Source organism: Syntrophales bacterium (assembly GCA_026417625.1).
Classification (GTDB): Bacteria; Desulfobacterota; Syntrophia; order Syntrophales; family UBA8958; genus JAOACW01.
In genome coordinates, this window is sequence record JAOACW010000007.1 from 1 (window position 1) to 14,611 (window position 14,611).

General features: G+C 45.1%; 15 protein-coding genes. 5 read left to right on the forward strand and 10 right to left on the reverse strand.

Translation table 11 applies throughout. The annotated features are described in order from the left end of the window. Positions 1–84: 84 nt before the first annotated feature. Genes N2317_05870 through N2317_05885 form a run of 4 tightly spaced genes read left to right on the forward strand, consistent with a single transcriptional unit; the run spans position 85 to position 3,435 of the window. Positions 85–579, forward strand: coding sequence for a hypothetical protein (locus N2317_05870; protein ID MCX7817017.1), 495 nt, complete (start codon positions 85–87; stop codon positions 577–579). Between the two features lie 39 nt (positions 580–618). Next, a complete protein-coding gene (locus N2317_05875) occupies positions 619–1,623 on the forward strand; it encodes a TRAP transporter substrate-binding protein (GenBank protein MCX7817018.1) in 1,005 nt (334 codons plus the stop codon). Between the two features lie 16 nt (positions 1,624–1,639). Next, positions 1,640–2,161, forward strand: coding sequence for a TRAP transporter small permease (locus N2317_05880; GenBank protein ID MCX7817019.1), 522 nt, complete (start codon positions 1,640–1,642; stop codon positions 2,159–2,161). Continuing rightward, a complete protein-coding gene (locus N2317_05885) occupies positions 2,152–3,435 on the forward strand; it encodes a TRAP transporter large permease (protein ID MCX7817020.1) in 1,284 nt (427 codons plus the stop codon). Before N2317_05880 ends, N2317_05885 begins: the two co-directional genes overlap by 10 nt. Here the strand turns inward: N2317_05885 and N2317_05890 are convergent. After that, a complete protein-coding gene (locus N2317_05890; GenBank protein ID MCX7817021.1) occupies positions 3,425–4,291 on the reverse strand; it encodes a hypothetical protein in 867 nt (288 codons plus the stop codon). The two genes, N2317_05885 and N2317_05890, sit on opposite strands and share 11 nt — an antisense overlap. A gap of 112 nt (positions 4,292–4,403) precedes the next feature. Between N2317_05890 and N2317_05895 the strand changes: the two genes are divergently transcribed. After that, entirely contained in the window at positions 4,404–5,945 is a 1,542-nt protein-coding gene (locus tag N2317_05895; protein ID MCX7817022.1) for a YihY family inner membrane protein, read from the forward strand. A 39-nt stretch (positions 5,946–5,984) separates the two neighbouring features. On the opposite strand, the gene hypE is transcribed toward N2317_05895, so the two are convergent. The 9 genes from hypE to N2317_05940 are packed head-to-tail and all read right to left on the reverse strand — an operon-like array spanning position 5,985 to position 14,603. Next, entirely contained in the window at positions 5,985–6,998 is a 1,014-nt protein-coding gene (gene hypE / locus N2317_05900; protein ID MCX7817023.1) for a hydrogenase expression/formation protein HypE, read from the reverse strand. Beyond that, entirely contained in the window at positions 6,995–9,301 is a 2,307-nt protein-coding gene (gene hypF / locus N2317_05905; GenBank protein MCX7817024.1) for a carbamoyltransferase HypF, read from the reverse strand. Before hypF ends, hypE begins: the two co-directional genes overlap by 4 nt. Next, positions 9,291–9,956, reverse strand: coding sequence for a hydrogenase nickel incorporation protein HypB (hypB, locus tag N2317_05910; GenBank protein MCX7817025.1), 666 nt, complete (start codon positions 9,954–9,956; stop codon positions 9,291–9,293). The genes hypF and hypB overlap by 11 nt, the downstream gene beginning before the upstream one ends. A gap of 32 nt (positions 9,957–9,988) precedes the next feature. After that, a complete protein-coding gene (gene hypD / locus N2317_05915) occupies positions 9,989–11,089 on the reverse strand; it encodes a hydrogenase formation protein HypD (protein ID MCX7817026.1) in 1,101 nt (366 codons plus the stop codon). Further along, positions 11,076–11,306 (reverse strand): HypC/HybG/HupF family hydrogenase formation chaperone, encoded by a 231-nt coding sequence (locus N2317_05920; protein MCX7817027.1) that lies wholly within the window; start codon positions 11,304–11,306, stop codon positions 11,076–11,078. Before N2317_05920 ends, hypD begins: the two co-directional genes overlap by 14 nt. Positions 11,307–11,335: 29 nt before the next feature. Continuing rightward, complete coding sequence (locus tag N2317_05925; GenBank protein MCX7817028.1) at positions 11,336–11,665, reverse strand: hydrogenase maturation nickel metallochaperone HypA; 330 nt, start codon at positions 11,663–11,665, stop codon at positions 11,336–11,338. A gap of 7 nt (positions 11,666–11,672) precedes the next feature. Next, a complete protein-coding gene (locus N2317_05930) occupies positions 11,673–12,203 on the reverse strand; it encodes a HyaD/HybD family hydrogenase maturation endopeptidase (GenBank protein ID MCX7817029.1) in 531 nt (176 codons plus the stop codon). A gap of 47 nt (positions 12,204–12,250) precedes the next feature. Continuing rightward, on the reverse strand, positions 12,251–12,922 hold the full coding sequence (cybH, locus tag N2317_05935; GenBank protein ID MCX7817030.1) for a Ni/Fe-hydrogenase, b-type cytochrome subunit: 672 nt from the start codon (positions 12,920–12,922) through the stop codon (positions 12,251–12,253). Positions 12,923–12,932: 10 nt separating this feature from the next. After that, positions 12,933–14,603 carry a nickel-dependent hydrogenase large subunit gene (locus N2317_05940; GenBank protein ID MCX7817031.1) on the reverse strand — a complete coding sequence of 557 codons (1,671 nt, stop codon included), beginning with the start codon at positions 14,601–14,603 and terminating at the stop codon, positions 12,933–12,935. Positions 14,604–14,611: the final 8 nt, after the last annotated feature.

Genomic DNA, 14,611 nt, shown 5'->3' on the forward strand with positions numbered 1-14,611 from the left:
AGATGTGTATAAGAGACAGATTCTGCACCAAGAGGTAAACGCTATGTCGCAGTGGCTAATCGCCGTACAATGGCCTCGTTCCTCATGGAAACAGAAGAGGAGATAAGAAGGCTCTCTTATTTTTTTCCCCGCGAACAAATGAAAGTTCTGCTTCCTTTGTGGTACGAGGGAGTGGTATACCAGTTGACCACTATGCCACCGGAGATTATGACCAACAAATGGATATACGATTCTTTCCCAGAACTCAGACCGGCAATGCTAAAATCCTTAGCAAAACAGCGGGTAACTGCTATTCATGCCCTCTCACCTGAGGTAAGAAAAATCACGCCGAGTATCATATACAACGCATCTAACATCATGAACTACGTATACTTCAAAATACTCGAGGATCATCTTCATTTCGACTACGTATCCCCCTACCACAAAACAGCGTTCATTTATGAGGGAAGTTCACTGGCAAAACTGACGGAGAGGCTCCACGAAAACAGTCATGAGGGTGACAGAACAATCATAGATCTATGGTCCGTTCACCTCAATTTGGTAAACTGGTACGAATGGAGATCTTTTGACGTGGCATAACTTTTTTAACAAAAGGTACGTTCCGACAAAGAGGGAAAAATGAAGAGAATAAAGTTATCATCAGTCCTTTATGTTTTTACCATTATCTGTGCACTTTCCTGCGGAGGACCCCAGGAAAAACCAACTAAAGAAGGATCAAAATGGATCATGAAGCTTGCCACAATGACCCCAATGTCACACACATACAACCAAGGGGCTTTAAAATTCGCAGAACTTATTCGAGAGCGAACAGGGGGTCGCATAGAAATCGTACTCTACCCTGATGGTCAGCTTGGGAAGGGTGAAAGGGAAATCTTGGAAACCGTTCAACAGGGAACAATAGACATCTATGTAGGCTCAACAGGTCCCCTCGGTGGATTTAACAGTTCCATAGGCATTTTGGATATTCCCTTTTTATTCCTAGACCACACACATGTAGATAAGGTGCTTGACGGCCCCATAGGGAGACAACTACTAGACAGTTTAGAAAAATCTGGATTCAAAGCACTGGCTTTCTGGGAAAACGGCTTTCGACATCTCACGAATTCAAAAAGACCAGTGAAAACTCCCGCTGATGTCCGAGGTCTCAAAATAAGAACTATGGAAAACAAAATTCATCTTACTGCCTGGAAGGCCATTGGCGCAAATCCTGTTCCCATGCCCTGGGGTGAGGTGTATACAGCTCTGCATCAGAAAACGATAGATGGACAGGAGAATCCCATCGCTGTAATCCACTCTTCGAGGTTAAACGAGGTTCAGAAATACCTGACCCTAACCCAACATGTGTACTCTCCTGCTGTAGTTATTGTAAGTGCAAAAAAATGGCAGGCTATGAAACCCGAAGACCAGGACATATTCCTCAAAGCAGCTTTAGAAGTGGCACCTTACCAGCGAAAACTGGGGCGCGATAATGAGGCAAAACAAATAGAGGAATTAAAGCAGAAGGGGATGCATGTTATAGAAATTGACAAAACTCTATGGCGTAACGCAATGTCATCGGCGCTCGCTGAATATGAAAAACAATTCGGAAAAGAAAACATCCAAGCCATTGTAAATACACGTTGATCAAAGAAAAAAGGCAGTGGCGCACCTTTTATTCCGTCTCAACTCGTTAGCTATCCGTTTTGCCGATTTTGCAACAGTTATCTTTCTATCCCTAATCGCCATTCTTATACCAGGTGAAGTATTTTGCCGTTACATACTAGGTACGATGCCAGCATGGTTCGGAGAACTGGCTGTTTTCTCTCTCGTATGGCTCACTATGATGGGAACCGCTTCAGCTTTCAAAAGAGGGTACCTAATAGCTATGGAATTTCTGGTAAAAAAACTACAACCGGGAGTTCGCAACACAATCCTTACAATTTCTCTGATTTTCACAAACCTTTTCTTTGCTATCATGACATACTTCAGCGTTCACCAAACCTTGATTAACTGGCATCAGAAATCACCAGCCCTGGGAATCCCGATGGCCTTTCCTTACAGTGCACTTCCCATTGGGTTTGGAATTATGTTTTCCGTATCGTTGGAAATCCTTTTAACCAATAACTTCAAGAAAAATCACCAAGAATATCCCTCTGCTGAAACCTCTGGAACATGGAACTGATCCTTTTTCTCATCTCCTTTCTCTTATTCCTCCTCCTAGGTATCCCCATTGCTCTTACCCTTGGGGCAGCCTCACTCATCTACATACTTGTCCAAAAAGAAATCTCACTCACCCTTCTTACCCAAACAACCTTCGCCGGCATAGCTTCCTTTCCCCTCCTTGCCATCCCACTTTTTATCCTCTCCGGTCATCTTATGCATGCCGGCGGTTTAACAGAGGATCTCGTCCGCTTTTCAAAAGTCATCCTGGGACACATAAGGGGCGGATTGGGTTTAGCCACCATTCTTGCCAGCGCAGTATTTGCTGCCATTTCAGGATCCGCCGTTGCTACAGCGGTAGCCATTGGTACTGTAATGATACCAGCTATGAAAAAACAAGGATATGACGAAGAACTCTCCGCAGGTGTCACTGCTACTGCCTCTTGTATGGGACCCTTAATCCCACCGAGCATACCCTTTATCATTTACGGAATCATCACTAACGTGTCCATAGCCTCTCTATTTGTAGCAGGAGTATTGCCAGGTTTACTTCTCGGTGCTTCACTTATGCTGTACATGATCCTCGTAGCTCGCACACGGGGTTACCCCCGCCATGAGAGGGCAACTATAAAAGAAATCATCAATGTCACTTCCCAATCCCTTCCATCTCTTGCAATGCCAGTTGTAATTGTGGGTGGAATCATCGCTGGAATATTCACACCAACCGAAGCTGCAGGCGTAGCTGTCACACTTGCCCTGATAACAGGTTTTCTAATCCACAGGCGGCTTAGGCTGAAACAACTTCCCTCAATAATTCTCAAATCAGGTGTGGAATCATCTGTGGTACTCATCCTCCTGGGGCTCTCTGAACCTTTTGCGTGGATAGTGGCAGTTGAACAACTTCCCAGCAAAATCACCGAGCTTATTGTCCCGTACTCGTCTAATCCGTACGTGTTTCTCGTTCTCGTCAACATAGTTTTACTCCTCATCGGAGTACCCATAGAAACAGCGCCGGCGTTAGTTATAATGGCCCCTATGTTGGCACCCATTGCGGAAAAAATGGGCATAGATCCATTACACTTTGGAGTCGTTGTGTGTTTCAATCTCGTGTTAGGACTAATAACACCGCCGGTGGGAGCTGTACTCTTCTCCATATGCGGTATTTCAGGACTTTCACTGGAACGTTTAACCCGGGGTATATCCATACCTTTTTTAATTGCCGTTGGGGTACTCCTTACGGTGACTTTCCTACCACCCCTCAGCACCGCGCTTCCAAATCTCATCTTCAAAAGGTAAATGTAAAACTAACCCCCCACACAAGAAACGAACTTTCTCTGTCAGCAAACGCTGTGTCCTGCTGAATACTTCTCTTTTTCATATCGTTTTTCGCATCATGGCACAGGGGAAAAACATAAGACACTTGGGGGGTCACAGTAATCCAGTCTACAGGTTTCACAGGTAAGGATATCGATACAACCCCATCATGGAAGTTTCGGTAATGGTCATTCTTTGATCCATCGGGCCTCGTATCTGTTCCATCATCGTTTATCCTACGTCTTTCATCATCCTGACTGATGAGATAGCTACCCGAGGCGGCTAACCTCAGAGACACAGTCTTCGATAGATCAAAGGTGTGAGACAGCTCCATCAAAATATACCACCTCTGGGAACTATCGAAACTCCTTGAAATACTCAAATAAGGGTTCAGATAGGTGTTAATACCAAACGCCAAAGTGAAGTCTTGATCATCCTTCTGCCCTGAGCCTGCGTTTGCATAATAAGTATACGTGGCAGAACCACGGACGATACCCCATGTTCGCTCGTAAGAGAGTTTAATATCCGTCTCTGTCCATTTCTGTCTAGTATCTCCCTTCTTCGTTGAAGTCTCCTCCAAATAGGGTTTGGTGTCGAGGTTGCCCCATACTACGACACTCCATGGAGCGTAGGAGAACTTCAACTGAGGCTGAATAACCAAGCTATGCCGTGACAGCTCATCTCCGTTGGAAACATACGCATTCAACATCGCAACTGTAATTTCTGTTGTTGGTTTAACCTTACCCTCCGTTTCTGCATGAACTAAACTCTCGTAGGGAACGAGGGAACATAAAATTAAAAACAAAAGAATCCTAATACAACCTACTCTCATGTACATGCCTAAAACCTCCACAATTTTTCACTATCTCGTTTGCAAGACAGATGCCGAGGGAAAGAAGCAGATCAATTTTTTCTTGAAAATAATTCGGGCGTTCCTTTAATACATTTTTATGTTAAACTTAGCAAAAAAATTAAACTTCTTCATTAACACTCATCTTGAGTTTTTCGGCCGCATTCAGAATACCCTTGCGGAACTTTGGGATATTCTTATAGATGCGGTGGAAAACTTCATCGATAACGGAGATACAAATCAAGCTGCAGCTATATCACTGTATGCACTTCTCTCACTTATCCCCCTTATCATTCTTTATTTGATAATGGCAGCACACTTCTTTGGAACCCAAGAGGCATTACAGCAACAGATTTTGGAAGGTATGCGCAATGTAATACCCCAAATCTCAGAAAATCTTCTAAAAAGCCTCGGAGATATACAACAGAAAGAAAAGGCTCTGGGTTGGATAGGAATCGCATCGCTCTTGTGGTTTTCCGCAATGATATTTGGCTCAATGGAAACAGCACTAAATATAACCTTCCGTTCACACAAAAAAAGAAACTATCTTCTATCTAAAGCTTTGGCAGTGGTAATGATTCCCACGGTTATGACAATAGGGATGATAAGCTTTGCAATTACAAGTATTATTCTTGTAATTACTCAGCATCCTGTCCTCACTAACGAACTTACTCCCCTCCTTCCACCGATGCAGCGTATGATCATCAAGTACTTAGTCCCCTATGCAATTATGGTAACTTTTTTCACGATTATTTACAAAACTGTCCCTACAGTCCATATTCCTTTCAAAGTGGCCCTGCTGGGTAGCGCAATTTTTTCCTTGCTTACAGAAACAGCCAAACATCTCTTCACGTGGTATGTCGCTAACTACACACGGTATAGCATTATCTTCGGCTCCTTGGAAACCATTGTAATACTAATCATATGGGTCTTCTACGCAGGTATCATCTTCCTTTTCTGTGCTGAGTTTATGTCTTCATACATTAGACAGAATACGATAATGCTTGAAAGGGCGCTCATAAAAAGCAGGGCTAAAGGTTTGCGAATCAACGAGAGACTTTTAAAGAGGTTCGGTCGAATTTATCCCAGAGGTACCTACATATTTCATGAAGGCGATACAGGAAACGAAATGTATTACATCATTTCGGGAAAGGTCGGGATAGAGAAACAAGCAGGTCATGTCAAAAAGTTACTGATGGTCCTTGAGAGGGGACAATACTTTGGTGAAATGGCAGCCTTTGTAGACACTCCACGTACCGCATCTGCCGTCGCCCTTGAAGACACTTCTCTGGCCATTTTTCACCACGATATCGTAAAAAATCTTTTAAAGGAAAATGAAGAGATATCAATGCTGATGCTTAGGGAGTTTTCCGTCCGCCTGAAAAACACCAACGAATCTTTAGAAACAGCCACAAAAGAATGGATAAAAACCCTGACACTTTTGTTCTTAACGTATGTTCCCGTTCCTACCCGACTGGATTATATTGTCACAAAAATTACAGCGCTTACGGGAAGAGACGGAGATGATATTGAAGCCATCTTGTGGGAACTCCACGGTAAGGGAGTATTGACTATAGACAACAATGTAATAACGCAGATCAACAAGGAAAAAGGATGGGAGGTTGTGGCAGAGAGAATCTAATATTCGTAAAATGACATGAATCCTGAGAACAAATCTCCTTCAGCAGATCCTTGGCACTAACTCCCCAACGGGAAGATCTATCTCTCGGAATCCACCGAATCTTGATCGAAGGAGTAGCCGGCCTCGACCCTTGCCCTTCACCACACCCACCACAGTAGCTTCTCTGCCGTATTCATGGGAGCGCATAACATCCATAACTTTTTCCACATCGGGATAAGGGCAGAACATTACCACCCTACCTTCACAGGCTAAAAATAAAGGATCAAACCCCAAAAGTTCACAGACACCTTTCACATGGTCTCTTACAGGTATACATTCCTCCTGCAACTCCAGTACAACATCCGCTTGCTTGGCAATTTCCGCCAGCACAGCTCCCAAACCGCCCCTCGTGGGATCACGCATGAAATGGACATCCACACCGGAACGCAGGATGCTGCTAATTAAGCCATTCAGAGGAGCAGAGTCTGAAAGTATATCGGCGCTTATGCCGAGCTCGCGTCTTTTACACAGAATGGCTGCACCGTGGTCTCCCACTGGACCACTTACAATTATTACATCCCCTTCAGAAATGCGCTCCACTGATAGGTCAATCCCAGGTTCAACAATACCCACTCCCGACGTATTAATAAAAATACCATCCGCACTTCTTCTCGCTACAACTTTTGTATCACCTGTTACAATAACCACACCCGCCTTTTTCGCCGCTTCCGCCATCGATGTGACTATGCGTTGAAGATCATCCATAGGAAACCCTTCTTCGATGATGAACCCCGCACTAATCGCCAGAGGGATACCTCCGCACACCGCTAAATCGTTCACCGTACCAAAAACAGCAAGAGAACCAATATCTCCTCCGGGAAAAAATATGGGATCCACAACATAAGAGTCTGTCGTGAAACAGAGCTTTACATCTTTAACCTCGATCAGCGCACTGTCATCCAGTCTTTCCAGTGCAACATTTCTAAAAACAGGAAGAAACAACTCCTTCACCAGCTCATGACTTAACAAACCGCCACTACCATGCTCGATAAGCACTCTTCTATGTTTTTTCATGCGAAAAGATCCCTCTTCTTCAGTATAGACGCACCGACAACTGCCTGACCAAAAGATATACCACCATCGTTTATGGGCACATCTCTGTTAGTATGGACTTCAAAGTAGCAACGTCGCAAGATCTCTACCATCTCTCCCAAAAGGATTTTGTTCTGAAAACATCCACCACTTAGAACCACCGTGCTGATACCTGTTACATCCCTGATTATTTTTGCCATAGCGATAAAGGCATCAACCAACGTTAAGTGAAATGCGGATACCACAATCGATGGATCTTCACCTAAAAGCACGTCTTCAGCAAGAGCACGTATCAATGGACGGATATCGAGGATCTTCCTATCCGCATCGTCAATAACAACATTGAAAGGATAACGTTTTGTCACACCTGGTTTAACTAAACTCTGAAGTTCCATAGCCGCCTGTCCTTCGAAAGTCATTGTCTTTCTGATTCCCACTACAGCAGCGACAGCATCGAAAAGACGCCCTAAACTGGTTGTTTCCGGTGCGTTGAATCTACTACGCATCATACGATCAAAGACATTTAGATCCAAATCGGAGTTCACCAATTTCAACCTTCTGACCACATTTTGCCAATCTTGCTCGAAACTCTCGTGGAGCACCCCCAGTGCACATCTCCAAGGCTCCTTTACCGCTCTTTCCGCACCAGGCAAACAAAAGGAACTTATATGCCCTACCCTCTTGTACCTCGCACAATCGGCCACTAAAAACTCTCCTCCCCATATTTTCCCATCATCACCGTACCCAGTTCCGTCCATTGCCAAGCCTATAACTGTGCCAAATAATCCGTTTTCAGCCATAGCACTTACAACATGGGCGTGGTGATGCTGCACATGGATCACACCCTTGCAGGGTAACTCCTCAGCGAAACGGGTCGTCCAATACCCAGGATGGAGATCACAGACTACAAATTCAGGAGAACATCCAGCAATACGTTCCATTAACCTAATGTTCTCGACAAAAAAATCCCTAGCCTCAGGTGTCTCGAGATCACCAATATGGGGACTAATATAGGCTTTATCGTCCTTGAGAATACAAAGCGTAGACTTTAAGTGTCCACCTAAAGCAAGTACACTGGGGAAGGATTGTTTCAGTACAATAGGTTTAGGTGCCCATCCTCTTGAGCGCCGAACAAGAATTTTATTAGACCCAGCAAAAGCCTCTACAGAATCATCGCACCTGACAAGAATGTCTCTGTTGTGTAACAGGAAAAAATCAGCAATGTCACGCAACCTAGAAATAGCTTCCCTGTTACCAATGCATATCGGCTCGTCTACCCTATTGCCACTCGTCATCACCAGAGGAACCCCAATGCGTTTCAAAAGCAAATGGTGAAGTGGTGTATAGGGCAACATAACGCCCAGGTCGGGAACACCTGGCGCCACTGAAGGTGCCACAAAAGATCCGTCTTTCCTGCCACACAAAACAATAGGCCGTCTGGGTGACACAAGAGTATCCTTTTCCAACTGGCTCAGTTCCACAATCCTCCTTGCCATTTCTAAATCTTGAACCATTATAGCGAAAGGTTTTTCCTCCCTATTCTTTCTGAAACGAAGTCGTCGCACCGCGTCTTCTGATGTTGCATCCACAGCAAGATGAAATCCCCCCAAACCTTTAACTGCTACACAGTATCCTTTCCGCAACTTTTCCACCGCCCCACCGATCGGGTCATTACGAAAATAAAATATTTCACCACCATCCTTATCTGCCAACCACAATCTGGGACCACAAATGGGGCAGGCATTTGGTTCTGCATGAAATCTCCTATTTACGGGATCCATATACTCGGAAAGGCAGTCGTTACACAGATGAAAACAGCCCATAGAGGTGTTGGGACGATCGTATGGTATATCACGGATAATGGTTAAACGGGGACCACAATTTGTGCAATTTATGAAAGGGTAAGCATACCGCCTATCATGAGGATCTTCCAATTCCCTGAGGCACTCATCGCAGATCGCAATGTCGGGCGAGATGATAACTTCCTTCTCCCCTTCACTGTCACTCTCGATAATTTTAAAAGTCTCTTCACCAACAGCATCTAAATCATGAGAGTCTACACGGGAAACCTCCGCTGCTGGGGGCAAATGCGCCATTACATCCTCGAAAAAACTAACTATACTTCCTTCCGAACCTTCAACCTCGAGAACAACGCCCTCAGGTGTGTTGCGCACAAATCCATGAAGCTTATGCTTTCTTGCCATCCTGAACAAATACGGGCGAAAACCAACACCTTGAACGATTCCAAAAAAAACGTACCTTTTCCGTTTGCGATCATGACCCATTTTTCCTGAAATCCGCGACCCTGCTTTTAAGCCAGCTTGTCCAGTTATCCAGACCAATACCTGTCTTACAGGAAACTTCGAATATACTTAGTTCGGGATTCACAGCCAGAGCTCTCTTTTTAGCCAATTCCAAATCAAAATCCACGTAGGGTATAAGGTCCATTTTATTTATTATCATCACGGATGATTCTTTAAACATCAGTGGATATTTAACGGGTTTGTCAGCCCCTTCGGGTGTACTGAGGATCATAACCTTTATATTTTCTCCCACCCGAAATTCAGCAGGACAAACGAGGTTACCAACATTCTCTATAAAAAGTAGGTCTAAATTATCGAGATCTAAGATAGGCAAAGCCTCCCTTGTCATATTTCCATCAATGTGACATGCACCGTGGGTGTTGATCTGAACTACAGGTATACCCAGGGCAGCAATCCTATCCGCATCAACAGTACCCTGAATATCTCCTTCAATAACAGCCAACCGGTAATCACTACGAAGGGCTGCAATGGTTCTCTCCAAAAGGGATGTCTTCCCCGCACCGGGAGAACTCATAATGTTCACCACATAGATACCTTTCTCATCAAAAAGCCTCCTATTCTCCAGGGCGATTCTGTCATTCGCCTCCAGAATGTTTCTCACAACTGTAACCTTCATCGGAATCTTTCCTCCAAAAAATTTTACGAGCTCTACTCACGGTTCATACCATACCTGTAAAAAGCTGCACACGTTCCCTCACTGGAAACCATACAAGGCCCCACAGGATTAGCGGGCGTACAGAACTTCCCAAAAAGTTTGCACTCTTTCGGTGTTACAATTCCTTTCAACACCTCTCCACAGGAGCACCCTGGGGGTTCCACGCTCTCAAGTGGAGGTACGGAAAACCTCTCCAGCGCATCGTAGTCCCGGTACACATCCTTTATACGCAATCCACTCCCTCCAATCATACCTAGACCCCGCCATTCGGCATCACAGGGAACAAAAACCTCATTCATAAGCATACGTGCTTTTAAATTGCCCTCTCTCTTTACAGTTCTCTCGTACTGAACAGCCACTTCGAATCGGCCACTAAGTATTTGTTTGAGAAGCATAAGAATCCCCTCAACAATATCAACCGGCTCGAATCCTGTAATAACTGCGGCTCTTCTTACCTGGGGGATCACGTCATACGCCGCTACTCCAGTTATAACACTCACATGGCCGGGACAAAGAAAACCATCAATGGATAATGACGGATCATCTAAGAGTGCCTTAATTGCCTGAGGAATCGTCTTATGAATGGAAAAAACAGAAAGGTTACGCACATCCTTTTTCTTCGCGGTAATAATCGCGGCTGCCACAGCAGGAGCTGTTGTTTCAAAACCTATTCCTAAAAAAATGACCTCCCTTCCCGGATTATCTCTCGCAATCTGAACTGCATCAAGTGGTGAAGCCACAACCCTAACATCAGCTCCCTCTGCGCGTAGATCTTGAAGACACCTTCCCCCAGTGCCAGGTACCCTGAGCATATCTCCAAAAGTCGTGAAAATTACACCCGGCAACCCGGCAAGATAAAGGGCCGTGTCCAGATCCGCAGCAGATGTCACACATACCGGACAACCAGGACCAGAGATAAGGCGGACATTCCGAGGCACAAGACGACGAAGTCCCCAACGACCCATTGCATGAGTGTGAGTACCACAGATCTCCATAATAGTTACATTACCGGCAAGCCTTTCAGCCAGAAAGGAAACACTCTTTAGGAGTCCGTGAACGAGTTCAGGATCTCGATAACATTCAATATACTTCATTTTCTATGATTTCCTTAAGAAAGGCGAGTTTTTCCATAGCCACATCTTCATCAAGCCGCTGAATTGCATAACCCGCATGACAGATAAGATAATCACCCACCTTTACAGGTTCATCAAGGAGATCGAGTGATACCTCCCGTTTAGATCCAAACACCTCAATTACAGCCATGTTTTCTTCATTGATGCTTATAACCCGACCTGGGATGGCAATGCACATCTTTTAAACCTCCTTCTAATATCCGCCCATCATTCTACCTCTAACTCGAGCAATTTCAACTCCTCCATACCTTTAACTAGAAGCACCTCTCTACTACCACATTTCGGACAAACCAGATCAGAACTCTCCATCTCCATTTCCCTCTCACAGGGGAAACAATACAAAGAAGCAGGTAAAATATCGATATCGATCCTCGCCCCCTCTGCAATACTGTCTCTGGCACGGATCTCAAAGGCAAAACGCAACGCATCTGGAACAACGTGAGAAAATCTTCCCATTGAGAGACGCACCACCTTCACACACTTAAAGCTTTCTCTCCTAGCATATTCTTCCACGATATCCAACAAAGATTCTACCAAAGAGAGCTCATGCATCTCTTCTTACCGGGTATACCTCGTATCTCGCTAACTCTTTCAAAAGGAGTTCCTCCATCTGGGGGAATTTTTCCCACATCAAAGGGCTCATGTCCATACCCATCTCGTGGATATTAACAGGGACGATACACAGAAAAATGACCGTGGGTGCCTCGCCCAGCATTTCCGCTTTACACAACACATCCAAAAATTGAACTTCATGTGCGGAAGTAGGTGGGGGTAACCTAGGTTCCAGTTCGGCAAGCGTAAAACGGTATATAGAACCTGGCTCATCATCGACCTTCAACGCATCTATAACAATGAGGTTTTCGCAATTGCATATAGGATCCAGAAGCGCATAGGCCATAACTCCACCTTCAATTATCTCTACACCTTTGGGTAAACTCCATCTCTGCTCAAACCACTTCACAAAATGGACACCGAAACCATCATCTTTGAGAATAACATTGCCTAACCCAAGAATGGTAATTCTTTTCTTTTCAGACATACGCACCGTACAAACAAAAGAGGGAGAACTTTTCATTCTCCCCCCTGAGTATAATTAAAAGGCGATAGGAACCTAAACCCGCATTAATGTCCCTCTTTTTTAAACATATAACCACTCACCATAGAAGATAGAGTCCCTTCTTTAAGAACAGCATCATACCAGAAGGCCATGTACACGTGCACCACAATAAAAAGCACAAAACACCACGTCAGAATATGGTGTATGTACCTGACCATCGCCAGTCCACCTAATAGTACCTCCACTGGCTTTAGAAGTGTGTAGACAAATGCAGTGATGCCAGCATGGTAACTCGCCCCCATGAGTATGAGACCCGTTATAACAATGAGAAATATCAGACCAAAAAGCCCCAAGTATGCCAGTGATTGCATTGGTCCGTAAAGACCCCTGTGTGGTGGGCCTTTTTTCTCCAGAAGAAGGTAAAACCTTATCTGATGAACAAGATCTTGAAAATTCAGGAAAGCGAGGAGATCTTTCCAGTCAGCTCGGTAGCGAGAGAAAAAAGCGAGGTAGACCCTCCAGATGAAGAGAAAAGTGAGCAAAACACCGAAGAAAAGATGCCAGAATCGTATCTCACCAACGGAGAACTTCAACCATGTCTCTCCTGGCTGAACCGTCACCGGGTAAGCTATCAAGAAACCGGTCCCAATCAGCACAAATATGGATACAGCCATGGCCCAATGGTTAATACGCATAGCCACAGTCCAATGTTTCTGCGGTACTACGTGATGTCCCATAGCATCCTCCTTAACACACCTTAAACTTCCTAACATCGCCGTTGGGTTCAATTATATGTACAGCACAAGCCATACACGGATCGAAGGAATGAATAGTGCGCAGAATTTCCAGAGGTTGATCTGCCTTCGCCAGTCTTATCCCTATCAGCGATTCCTCATATGGTCCCCGTTTCCCATTCCTATCCCTGGGTGAACAGTTCCAAGTAGAGGGAACCACAGCCTGATAGTTGGCTATCTTGAAGTTCTTAATCCTGATCCAATGACTCAAAGCTCCCCGAGGTGGCTCAGTCATGCCTCTACCCTGCCCCTCCCTTGGGACCTCGCAATATGTCCAGGTTCTGGTATCCCCTTTCTTTATGTTGGACACAAGTTCATTAACCCAGGACTCAAGCTGGTCGGCAACGAGTTTCGTTTCGATCGCTCTAGCTGCCGTTCTCCCCAAAGTGGAGAAAAGAACTTTCGGAGGCAACCCTGTTGTTTTAAGGGTTTCATCCACTAGAGGTTTTATTCTCTTATCACCCGAGGCGTAACCTACTATCATACGGGCCAAAGGACCGACTTCGCATGGTTCATTTGCATAGCGTGGAGCTTTGCACCAACTGTACTTTTCATCGCCTCTCAAGTAGCCATCCTTATCTAGACCTGTGTATTTTGGAATCGTCGTTCCATCATAGGGATGCAAAGGTTCCTTTCCTTCATACCAGGAGTGGGTAACCTCTTCTGTCATCAACTTCTCATCAAAAGACTCTACTTTGCTCAAATCTCCATTCTTCACCACACCCCGGGGGAAAAGGAACGTCGACATGTCGTCGTCCAGAGGGAACCCACCCACGCAAAGATAGTTCTTCACACCACCACCAATGCCTGCCAAACCCTCATCCTTGTAATACTTCGCTGCCAGTATAACATCTGGAATGTAGGCACGCTCCACAAAATCTTTCACCTCTTTTGCGCGGAACAGGAATTCACCCAACCGGCTGGGGTTAAGGGCATCCAGAACACAAGTCACACCACCAACAACAAGATGCTGTGGGTGCGGATTTTTACCACCGAAAATTGCCTGTGCCTGAGCAGCTACCTTTGATATCTGAAGAGCATCCAGATAATGGGATGCAATTACGAGATTCGCTTCAGGGGGTAATTTGTAAGAAGGGTTACCCCAGTACGCATTGGCAAATGGCCCCAGCCTGCCAGATTTAACAAACCGGGTCAAACGCTCCTGCACTGATTTATAGTGCGTGGCAGAACAATTCCATGGATTTGGATGAATGCTCCGTGCTAACTCCTCTGCAGCTTTGGGATTAGCTTTAAGGGCACTGACAATGTCCACCCAGTCAAGGCCGTGTAGGTGGTAGAAGTGCATAATATGATCACCAAGATACCAGATACCCTGCGTAAGATTTCTTATTATGCGGGCATTGGTGGGCGGTTTCACGCCAAAGGCATCTTCACAAGCCATGATACTTGCCTCGTAGTGCACGTACGTACAAACACCGCAGAATCGTTGCACAATGAGCCCTGCATCCCTCGGATCTCTTCCCCGGAGTATCGTTTCAATACCTCTCCAAAGGGTGATGCTACTCCACGCATCCTTTATCGTATTGTTATTATCCAATTCCACCTCAATTCTCAGGTGGCCCTCAATTCTCGTTACAGGATCGATTATCATTCTCTTTGCCATGGCTCACC